At 51.3% G+C, this 23,901-nt stretch carries 22 protein-coding genes; 18 read left to right on the forward strand and 4 right to left on the reverse strand.

What is annotated here, in order from left to right; all coding sequences use genetic code 11:
- Positions 1-177 precede the first annotated feature (177 nt).
- The 3 genes from NDK47_RS09130 to nadR are packed head-to-tail and all read left to right on the forward strand — an operon-like array spanning position 178 to position 2,887.
- Positions 178-1,083: an NUDIX hydrolase gene (locus NDK47_RS09130; protein ID WP_251874516.1), complete on the forward strand. Its 906-nt coding sequence runs from the start codon at positions 178-180 to the stop codon at positions 1,081-1,083.
- A 38-nt stretch (positions 1,084-1,121) separates the two neighbouring features.
- A complete protein-coding gene (pnuC, locus tag NDK47_RS09135; RefSeq protein WP_251874517.1) occupies positions 1,122-1,811 on the forward strand; it encodes a nicotinamide riboside transporter PnuC in 690 nt (229 codons plus the stop codon).
- A complete protein-coding gene (gene nadR, locus NDK47_RS09140) occupies positions 1,808-2,887 on the forward strand; it encodes a multifunctional transcriptional regulator/nicotinamide-nucleotide adenylyltransferase/ribosylnicotinamide kinase NadR (protein WP_251874518.1) in 1,080 nt (359 codons plus the stop codon). The genes pnuC and nadR overlap by 4 nt, the downstream gene beginning before the upstream one ends.
- 43 nt (positions 2,888-2,930) lie before the next feature.
- Here the strand turns inward: nadR and NDK47_RS27645 are convergent, their stop codons facing one another.
- Positions 2,931-3,053, reverse strand: coding sequence for a hypothetical protein (locus NDK47_RS27645; RefSeq protein WP_256481462.1), 123 nt, complete (start codon positions 3,051-3,053; stop codon positions 2,931-2,933).
- A gap of 474 nt (positions 3,054-3,527) precedes the next feature.
- Positions 3,528-4,751, reverse strand: a complete 1,224-nt coding sequence (locus tag NDK47_RS09145) for an MFS transporter (protein ID WP_251874519.1) — start codon at positions 4,749-4,751, stop codon at positions 3,528-3,530.
- A gap of 139 nt (positions 4,752-4,890) precedes the next feature.
- Between NDK47_RS09145 and NDK47_RS09150 the strand changes: the two genes are divergently transcribed.
- Positions 4,891-6,696: an ABC transporter substrate-binding protein gene (locus NDK47_RS09150; protein WP_251874520.1), complete on the forward strand. Its 1,806-nt coding sequence runs from the start codon at positions 4,891-4,893 to the stop codon at positions 6,694-6,696.
- Positions 6,697-6,793: 97 nt separating this feature from the next.
- Here the strand turns inward: NDK47_RS09150 and NDK47_RS09155 are convergent, their stop codons facing one another.
- A complete protein-coding gene (locus NDK47_RS09155) occupies positions 6,794-7,129 on the reverse strand; it encodes a hypothetical protein (protein ID WP_251874521.1) in 336 nt (111 codons plus the stop codon).
- 183 nt (positions 7,130-7,312) lie between these two features.
- Between NDK47_RS09155 and NDK47_RS09160 the strand changes: the two genes are divergently transcribed.
- The 14 genes from NDK47_RS09160 (at position 7,313) to NDK47_RS09225 (ending at position 23,115) form a co-directional block, all read left to right on the forward strand.
- Complete coding sequence (locus NDK47_RS09160) at positions 7,313-7,783, forward strand: NUDIX domain-containing protein (protein ID WP_251874522.1); 471 nt, start codon at positions 7,313-7,315, stop codon at positions 7,781-7,783.
- Between the two features lie 49 nt (positions 7,784-7,832).
- Positions 7,833-8,582 (forward strand): metallophosphoesterase family protein, encoded by a 750-nt coding sequence (locus tag NDK47_RS09165; RefSeq protein WP_251874523.1) that lies wholly within the window; start codon positions 7,833-7,835, stop codon positions 8,580-8,582.
- Positions 8,583-8,754: 172 nt separating this feature from the next.
- Positions 8,755-10,641, forward strand: a complete 1,887-nt coding sequence (locus NDK47_RS09170) for a PrpR N-terminal domain-containing protein (protein ID WP_251874524.1) — start codon at positions 8,755-8,757, stop codon at positions 10,639-10,641.
- Between the two features lie 219 nt (positions 10,642-10,860).
- On the forward strand, positions 10,861-12,201 hold the full coding sequence (locus NDK47_RS09175) for a four-carbon acid sugar kinase family protein (protein ID WP_251874525.1): 1,341 nt from the start codon (positions 10,861-10,863) through the stop codon (positions 12,199-12,201).
- Positions 12,198-13,235, forward strand: a complete 1,038-nt coding sequence (locus NDK47_RS09180; RefSeq protein ID WP_251874526.1) for a TRAP transporter substrate-binding protein — start codon at positions 12,198-12,200, stop codon at positions 13,233-13,235. The genes NDK47_RS09175 and NDK47_RS09180 overlap by 4 nt, the downstream gene beginning before the upstream one ends.
- Positions 13,236-13,299: 64 nt before the next feature.
- A complete protein-coding gene (locus NDK47_RS09185) occupies positions 13,300-13,815 on the forward strand; it encodes a TRAP transporter small permease (protein WP_251874527.1) in 516 nt (171 codons plus the stop codon).
- A 2-nt stretch (positions 13,816-13,817) separates the two neighbouring features.
- The gene (locus NDK47_RS09190) at positions 13,818-15,092 is read left to right on the forward strand and encodes a TRAP transporter large permease (protein ID WP_251874528.1); all 1,275 of its coding nucleotides are present in this window, start codon (positions 13,818-13,820) and stop codon (positions 15,090-15,092) included.
- 37 nt (positions 15,093-15,129) lie between these two features.
- Entirely contained in the window at positions 15,130-16,395 is a 1,266-nt protein-coding gene (locus NDK47_RS09195) for a nickel pincer cofactor-dependent isomerase, group 22 (protein WP_251874529.1), read from the forward strand.
- A 39-nt stretch (positions 16,396-16,434) separates the two neighbouring features.
- The gene (locus NDK47_RS09200) at positions 16,435-17,880 is read left to right on the forward strand and encodes an aldehyde dehydrogenase family protein (protein WP_251874530.1); all 1,446 of its coding nucleotides are present in this window, start codon (positions 16,435-16,437) and stop codon (positions 17,878-17,880) included.
- 27 nt (positions 17,881-17,907) lie between these two features.
- Positions 17,908-19,110: a hydroxyacid-oxoacid transhydrogenase gene (locus tag NDK47_RS09205; protein ID WP_251874531.1), complete on the forward strand. Its 1,203-nt coding sequence runs from the start codon at positions 17,908-17,910 to the stop codon at positions 19,108-19,110.
- A gap of 81 nt (positions 19,111-19,191) precedes the next feature.
- The gene (gene pdxA / locus NDK47_RS09210) at positions 19,192-20,196 is read left to right on the forward strand and encodes a 4-hydroxythreonine-4-phosphate dehydrogenase PdxA (protein WP_407653399.1); all 1,005 of its coding nucleotides are present in this window, start codon (positions 19,192-19,194) and stop codon (positions 20,194-20,196) included.
- 79 nt (positions 20,197-20,275) lie between these two features.
- Positions 20,276-21,259, forward strand: a complete 984-nt coding sequence (locus tag NDK47_RS09215) for a 2-hydroxyacid dehydrogenase (protein ID WP_251874532.1) — start codon at positions 20,276-20,278, stop codon at positions 21,257-21,259.
- The gene (locus NDK47_RS09220; RefSeq protein WP_251874533.1) at positions 21,249-22,415 is read left to right on the forward strand and encodes a molybdopterin-dependent oxidoreductase; all 1,167 of its coding nucleotides are present in this window, start codon (positions 21,249-21,251) and stop codon (positions 22,413-22,415) included. The genes NDK47_RS09215 and NDK47_RS09220 overlap by 11 nt, the downstream gene beginning before the upstream one ends.
- Complete coding sequence (locus NDK47_RS09225) at positions 22,399-23,115, forward strand: hypothetical protein (RefSeq protein WP_251874534.1); 717 nt, start codon at positions 22,399-22,401, stop codon at positions 23,113-23,115. The genes NDK47_RS09220 and NDK47_RS09225 overlap by 17 nt, the downstream gene beginning before the upstream one ends.
- A 256-nt stretch (positions 23,116-23,371) precedes the next feature.
- Here NDK47_RS09225 and NDK47_RS09230 read toward each other — a convergent pair whose 3' ends face one another.
- The gene (locus NDK47_RS09230; protein ID WP_251874535.1) at positions 23,372-23,878 is read right to left on the reverse strand and encodes a hypothetical protein; all 507 of its coding nucleotides are present in this window, start codon (positions 23,876-23,878) and stop codon (positions 23,372-23,374) included.
- Between the last annotated feature and the right edge of the window lie 23 nt (positions 23,879-23,901).

Below are 23,901 nucleotides of genomic sequence, written 5' to 3' on the forward strand. Positions count from 1 at the left end.
GAATAACGAGAAGTGAGGGGAAGCCGGGGGAATTGACTCCGGCTTTTCGCTGTTTTCCAAAAAACACGCACTGGCCAGCCCGATTTAAAATTCCTCGTTGACAAAGGAAATCTTTAGCAGTACTATCATAGTAACAAATTGTTATTAACAAATTGATAATAACAAAGGGGTATTAAGATGACCGAAAAGCAAACCAGACAGCAAGCACTGACTGAGCAGCAGTTTTTGGATGAATACGATGTCAACCGCTATGTGCGGCCTTCCGTTTCTGTCGACATGCTGCTGTTTACGGTGACGGATGAGGAGAGGGATAACTACCGCAAGCTGTCGGATAAAGCCTTGAAAATTTTGTTGATCAAGCGGGGAGTGCATCCGTATCAGGGGGAGTGGGCGTTGCCGGGCGGTTTTGTCTCCGCGGATGAGAGCATTGACGAGGCAGCGATCCGCGTCTTGAAAAAGGAAACGAATGTAAGTGAAGTCTATCTGGAGCAATTGTACACCTGGGGAGATATCGGCAGAGATCCGCGCGCGAGAGTGATCAGCTGTTCCTACATGGCCCTGATCGATTGTGAATTGTATCACATACAAGCCGGGGAGGATGCCGCTGACGCGAAGTGGTTCCACGTTCAGGATCAGTGGATACAAAAAAAGACGACCGTCACCGAGAAAGGCTGGGTCATCGAAAAATGGGTGGAGCTGCGTATCTGGAACGATGAGGAAAGCGCCACTGCCAAGCTGAAAATCACGAAAACTGTCGAGAACGGTCATTCACGCGAGCAGCAGGAAATTCTGGAATCCCATAACCTGGCGTTCGATCACGCCAAGATGATCTTGTACGCGCTGGAGAGGCTGCGAAACAAAGTGGATTATACGGATATCGCTTTTCATCTGCTTCCGGAATTATTTACGCTCTCTGAGCTTCAGCAGGTGTTTGAAGTGATTCTGGGAAAAGAGCTTCTGGCAGCCGCCTTCCGAAGAAAAATCACGGATAAGGTCGTCGAAACCAACCAGATCCGGCGAAATGCGGGCCATCGCCCATCCAAATTATATAAATACAACCCCAACTGGAATCATGAGCAATAAAGGAAGGTTCTACAGATAAAAAAGGGAGAGTGTTCACGATGCTAAGGGATTGGACTTTCTTTGAAAAAACCTGGCTTTTGTTATTTACGCTTGTAAACATCTACTTGTTTTTCGCTTTTGAAGATTCGCTTTTGGGATTGATTTCTTCTCTTTCTGGCATGCTGTGTGTCGTGCTGGTAGCGAAAGGCAAAATCTCCAACTACTATTTTGGCATTATCCAGACATCTACCTACGCGTACATTTCTTTTACCTATTCGCTTTATGGAGAAGCGATGCTCAATGGTCTCTTTTACCTGCCCGTGCAGTTTATCGGCATCTACATGTGGTCCAAAAACCGCGCGCAGCACAGTGTAAAAGGGGAGGATGTGGCGGTAAAGCGGCTGACGAAGAAAGGCTGGATTTACCTGGTGATCGCGTCCATCATTGGCATTGTGCTGTATGCAGAGCTGCTCCATTACATCGGCGGGCAGGCCGTGCGTCTTGACTCGGCAGCCGTGGTTCTCTCGATCTTTGCCCAAATTCTGATGCTGAAGCGATATGCAGAGCAATGGGCGCTATGGATCGCGGTCAATGTACTTTCGATTTCCCTATGGGTCGTGACTCTGATCACACAGGGAGGCAACGACATGAATATGGTCGTCATGTGGTCCGCTTTCCTGATTAACTCGATATACGGTTATTACAACTGGACCAAACTGAGCAAAGCACAGGGGGCGTATCAGGCATGACAGTCGGAAAAGTAGGGATGTTCGGGGGTAAATTTCTTCCGTGTCCGCATATGGGGCATGTGTATGCCATGATTCGGGCATCTACGATGGTGGATGAGCTGCACGTCATCCTCTCCTATGATGAAGAGCATGAAAAGAAGATGTGTGCAGGTAGCAAAATTCCGCACATTCCGTACCGTGTCCGGCTGCGTTGGTGGTCGCAACTGACGAAAGATATGCCGCATGTCCATGTCCATGCCGTTTACGAACAGCAGACGGGAAACCGCTCAGATTGGGAACGGGGGGCAGAAGGGATACGGGCTGCGATCGGAAAGCCAATCGACACCGTATTCAGCTCGGAGCACGGATACACGGAGATTTTTCGGGATTTGTACCCAGATGCCCGTCATGTCGTCATTGATGCGAACCGAGAAGCTTATCCCATCTCCGGTACGATGCTGCGAACCGAAGGGGTCATGAAGCACTGGCATATGCTGCCGGAGATCGTCAAGCCCTCTTTTGCCAAAAAAGTAGTGGTGGTGGGCACTGAAAGCTGCGGCAAATCGACGCTGGTGCGCAATCTGGCCAATCTTTACAATACGACATACGTGGAAGAGTGGGGCCGCACGTACTATGAACGGCTGGGGAACTGCGAGGATATCACTTTGCCGGAGGACTACCCGGAGATTGCATTTGAGCATAAATACCATGAGAAGGTACAGCTGGCCAAAGCAAACAAAGTGCTGTTTATCGATACGGAAGCGATCGTCACCCAGTATTTTTCGATGCTCTATCTCGGTCAGCGCCAGCCCGTTCTGGATGAGGTCGCCCGGCTGCAGCAGTATGATCTGTGGCTCTTCCTGGAGCCGGATGTCAAATGGGTGGATGATGGTACCCGTTCCTTCGGCGACCAGCAGGTGAGAGAGAAGAATAATGAGCTGCTCAAGAATTTGCTCAGGGAGTTTGGTGTCAGCTACCAGACCATTTCGGGAGATTATCAGCAGCGACTGGAGCAAGCGATTGGATACGTGAACGAGCTTGTGAAAGGGAATGAGCTTGTAAAGGGGAGAGAGCTGGTGAAAGAAAACGAGCTGTAGATAAAAGCGACCTCCCCCTGTGATTGGGGGAGGTCATGTCGCGTTAACCCATAAAATACTTGGCGGCCAGTAAGCCAGCTACCACCAAGACGATGAAGAAAAAGAAGATTTTCAAATCCTTGACGGTTTTCCGGATCAATTTGATCTCTTTTTCGGTAGTTTTCACGTGTTTTGTTTCCCCTCTCTGGAATGTTTGGCGTTCCTTCGAGGGAAGCGATCACGAATTTTGACCGGTATTTTAAAGGCATCAGCTTGATCCATTTTAGTATGATCTGGATCACGATCAGGAAAATGACGAGGCTTGTGCCCCGCGCATCCAGGACATGGCGAAGCGTGTCCATGTGCAAAGGGAAGTGAGACTTCACATCCAAAAACTTTATGGAAACCTGGTGCCGATGACCGACAACGTAGAAAGCACCTTTCGCGGCAGACAAATAGTAGGTGTTGGTGTCCTTCGAAAAGGCCTCATGCGTGGCCGGCGTGATTGGAAGCAGGCAGAGACAAGCGATTACAATCGCAAATATCCATTTGATTGGGAAAAATTTGAATGGAGACGGCATTTTGTATCCTTTCCAAAATCATTACCTATCCTTCCATCATACGTGAAAACACGCAGGAAGCAAAGGACAAACGGCTTCCATCATTTCAGCTTCCACAGCGGCGTACAAACATAAAGCACGATCAAAACCGCATTCCAGATAATAGAACTGAGAAAGATCGACGAAGTGCCCCACCACAGCATCATCCATCCCGACGCATACATCGTAAACGGCATGCCTACCCGAAACAGGCAGCCCGTGATCCCGCTGATCCTGCCCATCAGATGAGAGGGCGTCTGCTCGTGGCGGAAGGTATAGACGGAGGTAACGTAGACGGAGAAGGCGAAGCCAATGAGAAACAGCGAGCCAGTCAGCGCAAATAGATGTGTCGTCAGGTAGAGTCCCAGGTAGCCGATGCTGCTCAGGATGGCCGAGCACCCGTACAGAGCTCCCAGTCCCAGACGGCTGCGCAGCCGTGGCATCAACAGGCTTCCCAGCAGCCCGCCAACACCGGAGACTGAGAAAACCAGAGCGACCATCGATGAAGTGAGGGACAGATCGTTAATGGCAAAGAAGATGGCAGCCGTATTGACGACGATGGAGCTGCAGTTGAAAAAGACGCTGAACAGGGAAATCATCCACAGACTCCGGTTGGAGCGAAAAGCGACCCAGCCCTCCCGAAGCTCCTGCCAGAAATGGCTGTCTTTATGGGAAACCTGCGGCTCAGAAACAGAAAAGCGGCGAAAGAGCAACATACAGAACAGATAAAACAAAGCCGTTATCAGAAAGCCGTTGGATTTGTTGGACATGAGCAAAAGCAGGGAGGAGAAGACCGGGCCCATGATGCCGACTGAGGTTTCCACAAAGGTAAACCGGGCATTGGCAGAGGTGAGCAGTTGGTTTGGGACGCTCAGCTTCTGCAGACTGACCTGCGCGTTGAAATAGCCGTAGTTAAAGGTCATCAAGAGAAAACCGATGAGGTAGTAAAAGGGAAGCCAGAGAACATTTGACCGATATAACGCAACCAGAAATAATAAGAGAATGACTTGTGCGCCGATCATCCACAACACCCAGCGTTTCTTGTTTACCCTGTCGACGAAGACGCCAATAAACACGGCAAACAGCAGATTGGGCAGCAGTTCTGCTGTCCGCATCGTCGTCATGGCGACGGAAGAGTGGTGCGTAATCTCGTAGATTATCAAAGGGAGCACAATCTCGTACACCTTATTCCCAATATTCAGGAACAAGGCGCTGATCAATAGAATGGTAAACGGTCTGCTTCTCCACAGTGACGTCGGCTGGGCAGCCGAAACGGTTGTTGACATGGTGCAATATCCTCCTTGTATCGATTGAAAAAAGCTAGGTTGATTGCATTGTATCTGGAGGAGAAAGGAAGAAAAATCGTAGAAACGGCGAGAAAAATTTCAACTTTTACCGGCAGCGCAGACAAAGGGAGGGACGAGCGTGGAGCGACTCGCCAACGATTATTTGATGCTCATGAAGGCATTTCCTGAGCAAAAAGAAAAAGAACCCCGATCCGTTACGATGGCGGAGCTCTCGAATATCCTGTTTTGCACCCCGAGAAACGTGAAGCTCATTTTTACCAAAATGGAGCAGATGGGGTGGATACGCTACACCCCTGGACGTGGGAGAGGTCATACGTCGGAGCTTTCCTTTTTGATCGGCAGAGAAAAATTTCTCGCCCGACAAACCGAGGAGCTGGTAATGGCCGGACATGTAGAGCGCGCTTTTCAACTCATCAAAGAATTCGGAGAAGGAACGGCAGCCAGAGAAAATTTGTTTTCGTGGTTATCCGGCTATTTCGGCTACGAGGCAGTGGCAAATCAAGATCAACCGATCGAAACCCTGCGCTTGCCAATCTATCGCTCCATCCATACGTGGGACCCTGCGGGAGCGATCTATTCCCATGACCTCCATATGGTGTCACAGGTTTTCGATACGCTTGTATCCTTTGATGTCGAGTGGGGCCGGTTTAAGCCGGGAATCTCCCATTACTGGGAGGCGGACAGGGAGGGGACGAGCTGGACGTTTTACCTTCGCAAAGGGATTCTCTTTCATCATGGGCGGGAACTGGTTGCCGACGATGTGGCCTTCAGCCTGAGTCGGCTAAAGCAGATGAATTCCGGGCAAAGCTGGCTGGCCGATCAGATTCAGGAAATCACCATCCTGTCCCGTTATGCGCTGAATATCAAGCTGGAAAAAGCAAACTACCTGTTTCTCGCGTTTATGAGTTACCCTCCGTCATCCATTTTGCCCAAAGATGTGTATGCACAGGATGGGACAGATTCTCTGCAGCTGCCTGTCGGAAGCGGCCCATACAGAGTGGGGAAAGTGACACCCGGCCTCTGTGTTTTGGAAGCCTTCGACCATTATTTTAATGGGCGGGCTTTTATAGATCGCGTCGAAATCATGATCATGCCGGAGCAAGGCGAGCTGGCAGATGGATTGGGAAAAGGGAATGTGTTGAAAGTGAAAACAGGCGAAAAACAGTTGCCGTCGGCAGACGATGAACAGGAAGCGGAGGCATACTGTATCGGAACAAGCCTGTTGACCGTCAATCTGCAGAAGCAGGGCCCGCTTCAAGCGCTTCCTTTGCGAAAAGCTCTCTCTCATTTCCTGGATCGGCAGCAGCTGGTTGATGACATGGGGGAGCCGTGTCTGTATCCTGCCTACAGCTTGCAATGGAGGGGACAAGTTTCCCCAAAAGCCGGGGGTGATGGAAGTCATGATGGGGAGGAGTTGGTGGAAAGTCTTCTTTGTCAGTCGGGGTATCGCGGTGAACGAATTCAGCTGTATACCTATCCGCGTCATGCCCCGGATGCCGAATGGTTGAAAACCGCGTATGGCAAACTGGGAATCATGGTTGATGTGCAGATCGTGTCCTGGAAAGAGATGCTGGACGAAGAACAGATTCGCAAAGCCGACCTGATCTTGTTTGAAGCGGTCGTAAGCGAAGGGGCGATCAAGCTCCTGGAGTATCTTCAGGGGAAGAACAGCTTTATTCGCCGACATTTATCCCCTGAGCGAATCGGCTGGGTGGATAAAAAGCTGGACAGGCTGCTTGCGGAACCGGAGGAAGCCGTCCGACAGAAGCATTTTGATGAAATAGAGGAAACACTGGGTAGAGAATATGCCTGGATCACGTTGACGCATAAAAACGTTAGGGCTTTTTCGCATCATTCGCTGAAGGGAGTAAAGGTGAACGCCAGGGGATGGGTGGAGTTTAAGGATTTATGGTTTCAGGCGTAAGAATAGTGGGCTGCCTGCACCTGTTTGCAGGCAGCGTTTCCCCTCAATACCACCCTACGCGTGCACGAGTGGAAGTTATGCACATGGTTCGGCCTGCTCATTCCGGAGAATAATTCTCTGAAGCTCCCAGCAATCCTCCCAACTGATCAGCAGCTCGAATCATGTCAGGGTGTGATTCTCTGTTCACCTCTGCCAGTCTCTTTATTTCCCAGTACCCCTCAGACAAGCGGAAGAGCGGGGAGTCCGACTGATACGGCTGGTACTGCGCAGGCTGGGAAACAGCATGGTTCGACTCCATAAAAAACGAGTCAGCGGAGACGCGATCCAGACTCTCTTTCACCTCTTGCAGCAGTGTTTGCAAGTCATTTGGCAAGAGATCCTGATGCGCTTGCAAACTCTCGATAATGCCCATTACATACTCTTTTTTAGTCATCGCTGTTCATCGCCCTTTCCTCTTGATTTTCCATGATTTAATTTGTCCACAGCGCTGAAATTCCATCCTGAATGGAGTTATCGATGGCGAAAAAGAGGAATAGCAGCGCTTTTCGCCAATATATGGTAGCAGGCAAATGGTGCAGGCCTAAAAAGGTTGCCTGCCAACAAGAGGTGGAAGCATATGGGGATGTCTTTGTACTATCAGGAATTGAGAGAGAAATACGGTTCTGGCTTGCTGTTCATGCCAGCCGTAGCAGGAATCATCCGAAATGAAAGCGGGCAAATCCTTTTGGGAAGAAAGCATCGCGAGGAGCTTTGGGGGCTTATTGCCGGAGCGATTGAGATCGGGGAAACCCCGGCACAGGCTGTGTGCAGAGAGGTCTGGGAAGAAACGGGGCTGCAGGTCGAGCCGAAGAAAATCATCGGCGTGTTTGGCGGTAAAGGACACCGATTTACCTATCAAAATGGTCATCAGGTGGAGTATCTGACCATTGTCTTTGCTTGCGGAATCCTGGGGGGAGAGCTTCACCCGATGAATGAGGAGATGGGGGAGCTCCGCTATTTTGACGAGTCCGCTCTCCCGCCGATGGCTATCGCCTATCCGAAGGAGATATTTTTGCAGTTATATGCTGATCACGTGATTTTTGAGTAATCCTGTCTTCCCGTCCGGGGAGTATTCCTATCGTAATCTGGAGGTTTTCATGAGACTAGCTGTTCTTTCTGATACACATGGCAACGCTGCTGCTCTGGAGGCAGTCATGCGTGATCTGCAAAATCAAAGTCCAGATGCTATCGTCTTTCTTGGAGATATGGTGATGCGCGGGCCTCAGCCCCGAGAGTGCATACAAATGGTTAAATCACTGCAGCCGCATGCGATCATCCGGGGGAATTACGACGATCTGTTTACCCGCTTTCCCGAGCCGGGTTGGTCGCCCAGCTCGGAAAAAGAAGAGCTTGTTCTGCGTGCCTTTGAGTACGATTGCCAACATATCTCGGCGGAAGATCAGGCGTGGTTGGGCAACCTTCCCACGGAGCTTTCGCTCTTGGTCGATGAGGTTCCGACAGAAATGTATCATGCCGGTCCAGATTCCCTGTACAAGGTGGTCTATCCCTGGGCAACGCTGGAGGAGCTTGACACCTTGCACAGACGGGAGGAGACAAGGCTGGTCCTGTATGGACATGTCCATCACTCTCATGTCCGACAAGGAAACGGACGTCTTGTCGTGAATTGTGGCAGCATCGGGCTGCCATTCGATGGGGATAACCGGGCCAGCTATGCCATCGTGGACATACAAAAACAGGATATGGCCGCGCAAATCAGAAGGGTGAGCTATGATATCGAGAAGGCCATTTCGATCGCCAAGGATCTGTTCATGCCGGATGTGGAAGCCTTTGAATACGCGCTCCGCACAGCTCGCTATCCATATGGGCTGAAGCTTTCGACAAGCTAAAGATGGATTATGTATCGCCATCGCCACGGGCAACAAGCGTCCGTGGTTTATTGTTTGGAATTATCTTTTTGATTCCCTATTGAAATGAGAAAAGCACATCCTGTACACTGTATGTATTAAATTGCAACATGGAAAGTTTGTGAGATGTTGCGTAAAAAATGAGGGATTTTCCTTGACACGAATCCTGGTTGTCGCCCCGTATCAGGGGATGTGCGATGTTTTTCTTGAAATGAAAGAGGAAGTGCCAAGTGATGTCGAACTGGATGTGCAAGAAGGCGACTTGTACAAAGGGTTGGCATTGGCGAAAAGCTTGGAAGACAAAGGGTATGATGTGATTATCAGCAGGGGAGCTACCGCCAGGCTGCTGAGAAGTCATTGCAATATGCCGGTCGTGGAAGTGAAGATTTCTGGCTACGATATTTTGCGGACCTTGACGCTGGTGAAGGGATACACAGGCAAAATCGGGTTGATGAGCTACATGAACACCATCCACGGTGCAGATGCCATCGGAACCCTGCTGGATATGAACCTTACCTTTTTTCCGATTGACAAGGAAGAGGAAATTGAAAACGGCTTGATCTCTGCCCTGGAGCAGGGTGTCCAGGTGATTATCGGTGACGTGATTTCGACTTCGATTGCCACGCGGCTGGGCTTGCAGGCGATCCTCATCACCTCGGGAAAAGAAGCCGTGATGGAGTCGATTATGGAAGCGATCCATATGGCCTACTACACGCGTCGCGAAAAAGAAGCGCGGAAACGGATGGAAGCGGTGATCCAGTGCTTTCCGGAGGGCATCGTCGCTGTAGATGAAAAGGGACGCGTGATTGCCTTTAACCAGCTGGCCGAAGAGCTGTTCAGAGTGAAAAAAGAGTTTGCGCTGGACAAGCCGGTCGGGCAGCTTCATCCACTGCTGAGCCTGGACCATGTCTTGAAGACAGGGGAGTCCGCAAGCGAGGAAGTCGTGTCGCTAAACAGTGAAAAAGTTTTGCTGTCCAAGCAGCCGCTGCTGGTTGAGGAGCGGGCAGAAGGCGGTATCGCGATCATCTCCACAGCCAGCCGGATTCAAAGAGCGGAGTCGCGGATTCGCCAATCGATTACCGGCTATGAGCAGCGGGCCACCATGCATTTCAACCAGTTGGTGGCCGGATCAGCCAAGATGCAGGATACGCTGAAAATTGCCACGCAAGCAAGTCAAACCGATCTTCCAGTCCTGATTTACGGAGAGCCCGGAACAGGCAAGCAAAGCTTTGCCCAAGCGATCCACAACGCAGGGGCGAGAAAGGACTTTCCGTTTGTTTTCATCAATTGTGAAGCGTACAGCGAGGAGCAATTGTCCCTGGAGCTGTTCGGAAGCGAAGGAGGACGGGTTAAGCGGGGAGTGTTTGAACTGGCACATGGCGGCACCCTCTTTATCGACGCCGTCGGCAAAATGCCGCTTTCCGTCCAGGCCATGGTATTTAATGTCCTGCAGGAGAAAAAGGTGAGCAGGCTAAACAGCACCTCACCTATTTCTCTCGATGTTCGGATTATTTGTGCAAATGCTTGGAACTTGAAGAGCTGCATCGAAGAAGGAGAATTTCGCGAGGATTTGTTTCATTTGATTAATGGATTCTCCTTTGCCATCCCGCCGCTGCGCGAGAGAAAGGAAGACATCGTTGATCTGGTTCGCTGGTTTATCGCCTCGTTCAACTCCCGATCAGGCAAACAGATCGTCGGGATGCGCCCTGAAGCACTGGCGATTTTCGAGCGTGCGGATTGGCATGGCAATATTCAGGAGTTGAAGTCGACCGTAGAGAAGCTGTGCTTGACGGCTACGGGTCCTTTTATTACGAAAGCAGAGGTCGAGCAGGTTGTCAGTGAACTGGGGAGAGCAGAAGCTGCCTCCATGCCCATATACGGAGGCATTGACATCAGCGGCAAGACACTGGAAGAGATCGAACGGGACATCATTTGGCGAGTGTTGGAGGAAGAGGGACAGAATCAATCCGAGGCAGCAAGACGACTGGGGATTAATCGGTCCACACTCTGGAGAAAAATAAAACAAACACCGAATCAGTAGATGATAACAAGCGATCAGCTTGTTATTTTTTTTATCCTCATGGAACTTTTGTTTCTCTGCAAGAGAAAATGTTGCAAAATGAAACAATTTGTCTGTTTATTCTGTATTGTATTTTGCAACTGTTTGAGTTAATCTAATTATGCAACACATCCGAATGTGTGAAACTCAAAAAGAGAGCGGCTTGGACGGGTGCCCTGAATCAAAGAGGTGATAGTGTTATTGGCTAGGATAGTAGTAATTGCTGACGATTTAACTGGTGCAAATGATTCTGGTGTACAGTTTGCCAAAAAAGGCTTCCATACTGTCTCTTTGTTTCATCCAGCAGAGCAAGAAGGTGGACAAGCAGCAGACGTTTGGATCATCAATGCGGAAACCAGGTCGCTTGATCCGGAAACAGCATATGCAGAGAGTAAAGCACTGGCAGATGCAGTCGATCTGTCCCATTTTTCCTGCGTATACAAGAAAATCGACTCAACCCTGCGCGGCAATGTAGGGGTAGAAATCAACGCAATGCTGGACAGTTACCCGTTTGATGTGGTTGCCTTCATACCTGCGTATCCGGGAAACAAACGGATTACGATCGGGGGATATCATCTGATCAACCAGGTGTTGTTGGAGGATACGGAGATTGCTCGCGATCCGAAATCGCCCGTCAAAGAATCTCATCTGCCAACACTCCTGAGTGTCCAAACGGGCCGGGAAGTCAGTCATATTGATGTAAAAGCGATTCGCCGCGGACGCGACGAGCTGACCGCCGAGATTCGGAGTCAGCACGCAGCGGGATCGCACTTGATTGTGTTTGACGCTGCTGACCAGTTGGACTTGCAAAGAGCGACGGAAGCGCTTCTCGCTTCAGGGTTGCGGATTTTGTGGGTCGGTTCAGCCGGACTCGCACTTGCCTTATCCAATGAATTCGTTAATCAGTACGAAATTCAGCCTGTTCAATCTGTAGAGACAGCCGGGATCACAGCGGGTGATCTGCCCGTTTTTGTTATTGCTGGTAGTGTAAGCGCTATTACTGCCCAACAGATTGAAGAGCTGAGTGCACATAAGGAGTTTCATATCGTCACCGCCAATCCATTGGCTCTTCTGCAAGAGGAGACAACCGATCTGGAGCAAAAACGCGTCGAAGATGAAATTCTGAAGTGTATTGACGACAAACGTTCACCGGTTCTGGTTACAGATTCTTCTGATTCCATGAGACAAGCTGTGCTCCAATGGATGGAATCCACAGGCACAAGCGGCTTGGAAGTAGGAAATGCAATCGCGGATCACCTGGGCGCTCTGGGAAAAAGAGTGCTGGGCAAACGCGGGCTGAAGGGATTTGTACTGACAGGTGGCGATATCGCTTACCGCACATGTCTGCATCTCGGTGTGGAAGCGCTGCAAATCATCAGTGAAGTGGAAGAAGGAATTCCGCTTGCCGTGATTATCGGCGGTTTGGCGGACAAGCTTCCCGTGGTGACCAAAGCGGGGGCTTTTGGGAATCGTTTTTCATTGCTGCGTGCAGTGGAAAAAATATACAATACCCAGACGATAAGAGGGGGAAATCAAGCATGAAAAAACTGTTGAGTACACTCGTTGTTTCAACGATGGTTCTCTTGACCGCATGTGGTGGCGGAGGAGGAGAACAGGGAAAACCGGCAGCGAATGGTAATGACGGCGCTCAAGAAGCAGATGGCAAATCGATTTTGCTGCGCGTTGGCCACACACTGGCTGACACGTCCCATTATGAAAAGGGTATGGAAAAGTTCGCTGAGTTGGTAGAAAGCAAAACCAACGGCGCTGTAAAAATTAAGTCCTTCCCGAACGGTTCTTTGGGCGGTGAGCGGGATATGATCGAAGGTCTGAGCGTAGGCTCCATCGACATGGTTCTCACTTCAACTGGTCCCATGAGCGGATTTGTTCCGGAGGTTACCGTTGTTGACCTGCCATTCTTGTTCCGTGATGCAAGCCACGCACACAAAGTGCTCGACGGCGAAATCGGTCTGGATCTGCGCAAAAAAGTGGAAGATACCATGGGTGTCAAAGCTCTTGCTTGGTGGGAAAATGGATACCGCCATGTGACCAACAATTCTCATCCAGTGAACAAACCGGAAGATCTGAAAGGCTTCAAGATTCGTACCATGGAAAATGATATCCACATGGATTCCTTCAAGGCAATGGGGGCGCAGCCGACACCGATGGCGTTTACCGAGCTGTTTACTGCACTGCAGCAAGGCACGATTGACGCAGAAGAGAACCCGATTCCAATCATCATGACCTCTCGTTTCTACGAGGTGCAGAAGCATATGACGTTGACTCGCCATTTCTATTCCCCATCTTTGCTGATGATGGCTACTGCAAAATACGATGCTTTGACACCAGAACAGCAAAAAGCAATCGAAGAAGCTGCGATGGAAGCTGGCCAATACGAGCGTAATGTCGTTGCTGACATGGAGAAAGAATACCTCGGTGAGCTGAAGAATCACGGTATGGAGATCGTCGAAAACCCTGATTTGCAGCCGTTCGTTGATGCTGTAAAACCTGTTTACGAAAAATATGAGCCGAAATTCGGTAAAGACCTGATTGAGAAAATTCGCAACACTCAATAAGCAGGCAAGATTGACGGCGGATAGGGGCACCTATCCGCCGATTCATAAGGTGGGGTGAAGTCCTTTGCAGGGAATCGTAAAAGCAATTGATGGGGTAAACAAGATTTTGCGTTATGCAATTGCATTGCTCCTCGCTGTGATGACGGCGTTGATCGTCTATCAGGTGTTGGCGCGCTTAATGAGCAGCTATATCAATATGGATATTCCTCGCTGGACGGAGGAAGTGGCTCGCTATGGAATGATTTGGCTTGTACTGATTGGTACAGCGCTAGCGGTTCGTTACAGTGCTCTGATTGGAGTGGAGGCGATCGCTGAAAGATTGCCAGAGAATCTGCAAAAGTGGCTCCGAATCGCTGTTATCTTGGTTTCGATGGTCTTTTTCCTTGTCTTAATTGTTTACGGTTTTCAAATGCTTGGCCATGTTGGAAAGCAGCTTTCCCCCGGTTTAAAAATATCGATGACCGTTCCTTACGCAGCATTGCCCGTGGGCGGCGTGTTCATGTTTCTAAATTCGATTGCGGTTCTGATCGAAGTGATCACAGGCAAGATGAACCGTGAATTCTTCAAAGGAGCTGAATAACCATGGCAGCAGTCATGATGATCTCGCTACTGGTATTGCTCCTGCTGAGCGTACCTGTTGCTCTGTCAATCGGTTTGGCTTCGACGATCGCTTTCATGAGCGATGGAACCATGCCGCTTATCGTTTTGGTTCAGCGGATGTTCGCTGCGCTCGATTCCTTTCCGCTGATGGCCATCCCATTCTTTATTCTGGCTGGTTCTCTTATGGAATCAGGGGGCATTTCCCGCCGGTTGGTCAACTTTGCCAACTCGCTGGCAGGAGGAATGACGGGTGGATTGGCTATTGTGACGGTTGTCACGGCTATGTTTTTCTCTGCCATTTCCGGTTCCAGTGCAGCGACGACGGCTGCCATCGGTTCCATCCTGATCCCTGCTATGGTGAAGAAGGGTTATGACATCCGCTTTGCTGGTGCAACCCAAGCTGTTTCCGGAGAGCTGGGGGTCATCATTCCTCCGTCGATCCCGATGATTTTGTTCGGTATTTCTGCTGGTGTTTCGATCGGAGACTTGTTTATCGCTGGATTCCTGCCAGGAATCATGATCGCCGGTTCACTGATGATAGTGTGCTGGTACATTTCCAAAAAGCGTGGTTACCGTGGAGAGAGTGGCATTACGTGGGCTGTTCGCTGGAAGACCTTCAAGGAAGCGTTGCTTGCCTTGCTGATGCCGATTATCATTCTGGGCGGGATTTACGGCGGTTTCTTTACACCGACAGAGGCCGCAGTTGTGGCTGTATTGTATGCTTTTATTGTAGGTGTTTTTATCTATCGCGAAGTAAAATGGAAAGAACTATTTGAGATTTTTTCCAAATCAGCGATTACCACTTCGATTATCATGATTATCATTTCCGCAGCCGGGATGTTCGGTTGGATCTTGACGCGAGAGCAGGTACCGCAAAAAATTGCTGCCAGCTTTACCGCGTTTTCCGACAACCCGATTATCTTCCTGGCACTTATCAACGTGCTCCTGTTGTTTGTCGGCATGTTCTTTGAAACATCTGCGTCGATCATTATTTTGGCTCCGCTGCTGACGCCGATTGCCATTCAGCTTGGGATCGATCCCGTCCACTTTGGGATGATCATGATCGTGAACCTGGCGATGGGAATGATCACTCCGCCGGTAGGTGTGAATCTGTTTGTAGCCTGCCAGATCGCGGGGATCAAGCTCGAGGAGATTACGAAGGCGCTCATTCCGTTCTTTATCGTATTGATTCTCGACATTTTGATTATCACGTATGTTCCGGCGATTTCCACCTGGTTGCCAAGCCTTATGAAATAACGAATCAAATGTCGGTTGGGAGGCGCATTATCCAATCATGAACTTTCCAAAAATGATTAAAATCAGACAGAACTTCACGGGTCCGGCGATTTCAGACATCGACGCGGCGGTAAGCGAGCAGCTTGCCCGCGTCGGGTTGGCTGAAAAAATCAAACCAGGAATGAAGATCGCTATTACTGCAGGAAGCCGAGGCATCGCCAATATTCATCTGATCATCCGCGCAACGGTACGGGAACTGAAGAAAATGGGCGCAGAGCCATACATCGTGCCGACGATGGGCAGTCACGGCGGCGCTACCGCAGCAGGGCAAGTAGAAGTGCTGGAAAGCTTGGGAGTTACCGAGGCCTTTTGCGAAGCTCCGGTCCGTTCTTCGATGGATGTAGAGCAGATCGGGCAAACCGAAGAGGGGATGCCCGTTTATGTGGACAAACATGCTTTGGCCGCAGATGGCATCATTCTTATGGGACGCGTCAAGGTGCATACCGATTTCAAATCGCCCATCGGCATCGAGAGCGGTCTCATGAAAATGGCGGCAATCGGGCTTGGCAAGCATAAACAAGCCCTGTTGATTCATAGCTATGGCGTAGCTGGCATCCGCGACATCATGCCAAAAGTGGCCCGCGTCATGCTGGCCAACACCAAGATTCTCTGCGGCGTGGCGATTGTGGAAAATGCCTTTGAGCAAACCGCGATTATTGAAGCGATCCCGACGGCCGAGATCGAAGCACGCGAAAGGGAGCTACTGGCGGAATCCGCAGCCTTGATGCCCAAGCTTCCTGTAGAAGATATCGATATTCTGTTCGTCGATGAAGTGGGCAAGAACTACAGCGGCACGGGAATGGACACTAACATCATCGGTCGATTGCGCATCCAGGGGACGCCTGAACCGGCTTCTCCGCGCATCAAATACATCATTGCCAGCGATCTGTCCGAAGCATCACACGGCAACGGACTGGGCATCGGTTTGGCCGATCTGACGACACAGCGCTTTTTTGACAAGCTGGATAAAAAGGCGATGAACGAAAATGTAATCACCAGTACTTTCCTGGCGAGAGCAAGCATTCCAATCGTGCTGGAGAACGACAAGGCAGCGTTTGCGGCTGCGCTTCGTGCCAATTGGGGTGTGGATACAGAGAAAGCGCGCATCATGAGAATCCCTAACACCCTTCATCTGGAGTATCTGTATGTCTCCGAAGCGCTGCTTCCGGAAGTGGCAGCCCTACCCTATGTGGAAGTAGTCGGCGAGCTGGAAGAGATGGCTTTTGATGAGCAGGGGTACCTGCCGAAAATGATGTCTCATTGATCATCATAAAACGATTATACAAAGAGGGGAGCGTGCACCATGCAAGAGCAAAAAGAGAAGGTTACCGCTGTGTACGGAAATTACATCAATGGAGAATGGCAGGTCAAGGACGATACGTTTGCCGTCATGAACAAGTATACGGGCGAAGAGTTCGCCCGTGTCAGCAAAGCGTCGAGGGAAGATGTAAACGAGGCCGTGACCAATGCCCTCCACACCTTCCGCACGAAAAAACTGAGCCCTGTACAGCGCTATGATATTCTGAAGCGTGCTGCTGAGATCATTCAGGAGCGCAAGGAAGAACTAGCGCTGATTATGGTGGCGGAAGTCGGCAAGGTAATCAAGGATGCTCGTGCAGAGATTGACCGCGGCATCCAGACGCTGATTGCTTCTGCAGAAGAAGCGAAGCGCATCGCGGGCCAAGGTGTGCCGCTCGGTCAGCCGGGCAATGACAACAAGATGGCCTTTACTGTGCGTGTACCGGTCGGTGTTATTGGCGCCATTACGCCGTTCAACTTCCCATTTAACCTGACCGTGCATAAAGTGGGGCCGGCGATCGCTGCGGGTAATACCGTCGTGCTGAAGCCAGCTGAAATGACTCCCATCATCGCCTTGAAACTGGCAGAAATTCTGGCAGAAGCCGGTCTTCCAGCAGGCTTTTTGAATGTGGTAAACGGTTTTGGTCAGGAGACAGGCCAATATCTGCTGGAAGACGACCGTATCGCCATGTTTACGTTTACGGGCAGTCCCGGTGTGGGCCGTCACATTAAAAGCACCACCGGCATCCGCCGGGTCACGCTGGAGCTGGGCAACAACTCTCCCAATATCGTACACCGCGATGCGCCTGATCTGGACAAGGCTGCCGAGCTGTGTGTAACGCGCGGTTTCTCTAACGCCGGCCAAGCGTGCATCTCGGTGCAGCGCGTCTATGTACATCGCGATGTGTATGAAGCGTTTGTCGAGCGTGCAGTCAAAACGGCACAATCCATCAAGGTAGGCGACCCGACCGATCCAGTTTCAGATGTCGGCCCGATGATCTCCGAGAAAGAAGCGAAACGTGCGGAAGCATGGATTCAAGAAGCGCTGGAGCAAGGTGCTAAAGTGGCATGCGGCGGCAAACGAGAAGGCTCTGTTCTCTATCCGACGGTGATGGTCGATGTGACGCCGGAGATGAAAGTCGTTTGTCAGGAGGTTTTTGCCCCTGTCATCAGCATCATTCCGTTTGACGATATCGACGCGGCATTCCAGCAGGCTAACGATAGCCGCCTCGGCCTGCAGGTTGGCTTGTTTACATCCAATCTGCAATTGGCGATGCGCGCGATTCATGAATTGGAGTTCGGCGGCGTTATCATCAATGATGTTTCCACATTCCGGGCTGACGTGATGCCGTACGGTGGAGTGAAAGACAGCGGAATCGGCAAGGAAGGCCCTCGCTGGGCTGTGGAGGAAATGACAGAAGAGCGTATCGTTGTGATTTCGCTGACATAAACGGATAGGAAGAGGAGAGAAGCAGTGATGAGAAGCTCATGGGAGTTTTTTTCTACAGAGAGAATTGTGTTCGGAAATGGTTCGATTCGTGAACTGGATAAAATCCTGCAGCGTCTCAAAGCCAAAAATGTCTTTTTGATCACCGACCCGGGCATCAAGGGTGCAGGAATTGCAGATAAGGTGATTCAGCTTTTGGAACAAGCGGACTACAAGGTGGTCGTTTACGATCAAGCGATTCCAGAACCGCCGATTCAAACCGCGATTGACTGCTACGAGTTTGCCAAAGCGCATATGGATACAGACGCGATCATCGGTCTGGGCGGCGGAAGCAGCATCGATCTGGCCAAGGTCGTAGCGCTGCTCATGGCTCACGGCGGCCATCCGAGAGATTATTTTGGCGAGCATCGTGTGCCAGGGCCGATCGCGCCGTTGATCGCGATTCCGACCACAGCGGGAACCGGCTCTGAAGTGACGTCTGTCGCTGTTCTGGCAGATCTGGAAAACAACTTGAAAATCGGTATTTCTGACAACTTCCTGCGCCCTGCCGTAGCTCTGCTTGACCCTGAGCTGACAGTCGGCCTGCCGCCGTACGTCACCGCTTGCTCCGGCATTGATGCCTTGTCCCATGCGGTTGAGGCTTATACGGCAAAGGATTACCGTTACATTCAGGCAGAAGGGGAGCTTTTGTTCAAAGGATCGCTGCCTCTCGCGGATGCCCTTGCTTTTAAAGCGATTGAACTGATTTCTCAAAACCTGGTGCTCGCCGTTCAGCAAGGCAGCAACCTGGAAGCGCGGGGCAATATGCTGCTGGGCAGCCTGCTCGCCGGCATGGCCTTCTCCAACGCGGGAACAGCGGCTGCACACGCGATGGCATATCCGATCGGTGGATTGGTCAAATCTCCGCATGGTGAGGTAACCGGTCTGCTACTGCCTTACGTCATGGAGTACAACACCGCCGTTGAACAGGAAAAAATGGCGAAAATTGCGCTCGCTTTTGGCGTGAACCCGGCTGGTAAAACCGAACAGGAGTTGGCCAGTCAAGCTTGGCAGGAAGTGTACAAGCTGCTCGAAATGATCGGCCTTCCAACGAAACTGTCCCAGATCGGCATCAAGGAAGAGGATTTGCCGGAAATCGCCAGCAAATCTCTCGAAATCAACCGCCTGATTCGCAACAACCCGCGTGTGCCTAACCAGAAGAGCCTTGAAGAGCTGCTGCGCAAAGCGCTGTAACGGCAACTTTTCAGTTCAGCTAAGGCCCCGCCAAAGGCTTGGCGGAACCAAGTTTTCTAATGAGAAAGCAGGGAAGAAGCTATGACGATGAACAACAAACCGATTATTGCCATTACGATGGGTGACGCTGCCGGCGTAGGTCCGGAAATCATCATGAAGTCGCTGAAGGACCCAGCAGTGTATGACGCATGCCGTCCATTCGTGGTTGGCGACGCCAAAATGCTGGAACGCGTCAAAGAGATTGTTCAGGCAGATCTGGTCGTCCGTACGATCCAATCGGTCGAAGAAGCGACATTCCAGCCAGGAGTTGTCGAATGCCTTGACCTGAACCTGCTGCCTGCTGATCTGCCGTTTGGGGTTGTTTCAGCAGAAGCGGGCAATGCAGCGTTTCGCTATCTGGAAAAGGCGATTGCGCTTGCGAATGAAAAGCAGATTGATGCCATTTGTACAGCACCGTTGAACAAAGAAGCACTTCACAAGGGCGGCCACATCTATCCCGGACATACGGAGATTCTGGCCAAACTGACTGACACCGAAGACTACTCGATGATGCTGTCGGCACCCAAGCTGAAAGTGATTCATGTGACGACGCATATTGGATTGATCGATGCCGTGAAAAAAATTACGCCGGATCGTGTCTACAAAGTAATCCGACTGGCCCATGAAACTTTGCAAAAAGCTGGCTATGCCAAGCCGCGCATCTGCGTATGCGGGATCAATCCGCACGCCGGCGAGAACGGTTTGTTCGGCTATGGCGAAGAAGAAGAGAAAATCGTTCCCGCTGTTGAAAAGGCGCAGCAGGAGGGGATTGAAGTCGTCGGCCCGCTGCCTGCAGATACGTTGTTTTTCCGCACCGTTCGCGGAGATTTTGATATCGTAGTGGCGATGTACCATGACCAGGGTCACGGCCCGGTTAAAGTGCTGGGACTGGAAGCCGGGGTCAACATCACGGTGGGACTGCCGATTATTCGCACAAGCGTGGATCATGGAACGGCTTTTGACATCGCCGGCACAGGCGTTGCCGATGAGCTCAGCCTGAAAGAAGCGATTCGCCAGGCCATTGAACTGGCGCCCAAGCGTGCATAAGACACAAACAAGAAGAAGACAGCAGAGAGAAGAATCAATCTGCTGTCTTTTTCCCTATAAACTGAAGGAGTGATTTCCCGTGAATAGCAAAAAGATTGTGGTAACGAGGAAAATTCCGCAAGAAGTGCTTGAGCTTTTGAAATCACGCGCTGAGGTCTATGTATGGGATTCCGATGAAGAGTCCATTCCGCAGGACGTTTTGCTTGCAGAGGTTCGAGATGCAGCAGCAATCTTTACCAATGTTGCCGATTCGATTAACAAGACGGTCCTGGATGCTGCCCCGGCCTTGCAGGTGGTGGCGACGATGGCAGTCGGCTACGACAATATTGACGTCAAAGAGGCAACTCGCCGCGGGATTCCGGTCGGACATACCCCTGGTGTCCTGACAGAAACGACGGCTGATCTAACGTTTTCACTGCTGATGGCAACGGCCAGACGGATACCGGAAGCGGATCGCTTTGTCCGTGAAGACAAATGGAAAAGCTGGTCGCCGATGCTGTTGACCGGACAGGATATTTACGGGGCTACGATCGGGATTATCGGCATGGGCCGAATCGGGGAAGCCGTAGCCAAACGTGCCACGGGCTTTGACATGAAAATTCTCTATCACAACCGGAGCCGCAGGCCAGAGGCGGAAGCCGCGCTGGGTGCGAAATGCCGCGAGCTGGATGATTTGCTGCGCGAAGCGGATTACGTGGTGCTGATGGCACCGGCCTCGCAGGAGACGCGCAAGCTGATGGGAGAGCGGGAGTTTTCTCTGATGAAGCCAAACGCGATTTTCATCAATTCCTCACGCGGCACAAATGTGGACGAGGAAGCGCTGTACCTGGTGTTGAAGGAAAAACGCATATGGGCAGCCGGCCTGGACGTATTTGAGCAGGAACCCATCCGGGCAGATCATCCGCTCCTGTCCCTCGACAATGTAGTAGTGGCTCCTCATATCGGCAGTGCCAGCATCGCTACACGAACAAAAATGGCGATGATGACCGCAGAAAACATTTTGCGCGGGCTGGCCGGAGAAAAGCTGCTGCATACAGTGAACGGCGAGGTCTATGAAAAGTAAACAGTGGTATCGATCCCTGCACGCAGTTCACGCAATTGTGCTGCTTTGCTTGCTTGCAACCGGTGCCTGTCTGTACCTGCCCGGACTGCGCTCCCTTTTGTCAGGGTGGGTACATTTGCTCCGCTCTGTCCATATTGGCATCGGACTTCTCTACCTGCTATTGCTGCTGTATGCGCTCGTTCCGATGATTCGCTACCTGCGGCGCGATCCGCGCTGGACCAAGACTTTTCATGTCTGCCTCCAGTTTTCGCTGGGGCTCGGCTGGGGATTGAGCGGCATTTATTTGTGGATAAACGATACCAATTATTTGGGACTCAGGCAATTTGCCTCGCTGCTGCACGATCTGCTCAGCCTCTTGATCATTCCCTGGGTGCTGGGACATATCGCTCTGTGGTACGCAAGAAAAGACAGACAGCGGACCGTATTGCCGACCTCGCCCGCGATCGTGCCGGATCAGAAGGGAGCTTTCCGTACCTTGGCCGAAAAAAGTGCGGATACGCCTGGCAGCAAGCTCTTGACGCGGCGAGAAGTCATTCTTTTGTTCGTCGGCGGTCTGACGTCATTTCTGTTCGGCGGTGTGCTGCGCTGGTTTCAGCCGTTGACGCAGGCGTTTCGGGAACAGCTGGATGCAGGAAAGCGGCGCGGCTATTTTCGCATTTACTCGGTTCGCAGCGAAAACCCGAGCTTTGACCCGGAGGAATGGCGGCTGCAAATCGACGGGATCGTCAAACAACAACATGAGTTTACGTTCAATGAACTGGTCAGTCTGCCGGTCCGCGAAATGACCAAAGATTTTCACTGCGTCACGGGCTGGAGTGTGACACAGGTGGAGTGGAAGGGTGTTCCGTTTTCTGCGCTGATCGAATGGGTACAGCCAGATCCGGCAGGCATCTACGTGAAAATGTACAGTGCGGATCAGTTGTATACGGAGACGTACGAGTTGTCGCAGCTTTTGCAGGACAATGTGCTGCTTGCCTTTGAGCTTGACGGGCAGCCGCTGTCGCCGCAACAGGGGTCACCGCTGCGCCTGGTTCATCCCGATATGTACGGGTACAAATCGATCAAATGGCTGAATCGCATCGAGTTTACCGAGCAGCGCGGATTGGGGTATTGGGAAGAAAAAGAGGGGTATGACTTGAATGGCTACATTACGTAGATGGCGAGTAGCGGGACTGATGCTGCTTGTGTGGGTAAGCCTGTTTGCCTTTTCGTATACCCAATCGGCCAGCCGTGAAGAAGAGCAGTTGTTGCGGCTGCATCGCCTTCTTTCCAGTGCCCAGAGCAAAGAGGCCTATTTTCTGAGTGAACAAGTCGTTGTGGACGGCCGGATGGAAAGCAGTGTCCAGACGCATGCCCAATCTTCTCCTCGTCTGGCAAAGGTATCGCTTCGTTCCCGGCTTACGGACACGGAAGACTTTCGGTTGCAGGTGTACTTTCACCCTGAAGCTGTTTATCTCTACTCCGAAAACAGCGGGATCTGGAACAAAGCAGCCTACAACCATCCATCCGTGGGGGAGTTGGAGGGATTGCGCGATCCGTTTGCCTTTTGGCTTCGCATGCTCGGGGAAGCGGAAAGCATTGAGCAGACGAAAGAGGGCATGTACAGCTTGACACTTCAGCCGTTTCGCGATGACATTCACGGGATTCATGTCGACGATGTGATCCGGGCGCATATGCAGGTGCAGCTGGATGAACAGACAGGAAAGGTGAAATCGCTGAAGCTGGATGCGGAGCTGAAGCCTTCGATTATCAAGAGTCGTGAGCGTTTGTCCTATCGCATTACGCTGCTGGAGGAGCATGAAGAGCCAGAACTGACACTGCCGAAGGAAGCCATGACTGCGGAGCCGATGCCATGAGGTGCGGCTGGTAGTTTGCCGCATTCACTGGAGATCGGGGCACAAAATCAGAACATGAGACTGGCATACGAGATTAGCGCTTTTCGTTGCTGGAGATTGGAGATGGCTTCCGCTGTGGGGGCAGATGCTGGCAAGCTGGTCAGCAAGCAAGTTAAGAGCCGATTTCCGGTATTCAGGAAAATCGGCTCTGTTCCTTTATGCCGACAAGGTAGTCAGCGAGGTATTCGTTACCAGACTGTTTCATCGGGTAAGGGGTTTACAAATGGCTTGCGTCATCGGCATCTTCCGCCAGTGGAACTCCATCGCCGCCCAGCATATCGACAACGCCGACAGCGATCGCTCCGATGGCAGCTGCGTATACCAGGCCCTTTGCGCCTTTTTGCATGAGCTCTTCGTCGTGGTCTTTCAGCCCGTTTACAACGTTGGCCCCATTTTCCACAACGTGGCAAAATGTTCGCCCAACTCCATTTACGGTGGTGGTGACGGCTTCCCCGACATCATGACAACCGTCTTCGAACTGCTGCTGATCCTGTGTGAGGACGCCGGCAGCCATATCCCATGTGCCGCTCGCGATTTCACCAGCGGTTTTGCCTGTGAATTTCGTCGCATGTTCGACGCCGTTGCCGATCTCTTTGATAAAACGGCCCGCAGACTTGCTGCCGGTGACCGTCTCTGTCAGTTCTCCCACTACACGGACGGACCCGCCGAGAACAAGTCCGGTGACTTCGCCTGCCTTCATTCCCAGATCTTTTAGCAAACCCATGCGCAATGCCTCCTTTCAGACAA

Origin of the sequence: Brevibacillus ruminantium (assembly GCF_023746555.1) — a bacterium.
GTDB classification, from domain to species: domain Bacteria; phylum Bacillota; class Bacilli; order Brevibacillales; family Brevibacillaceae; genus Brevibacillus; species Brevibacillus ruminantium.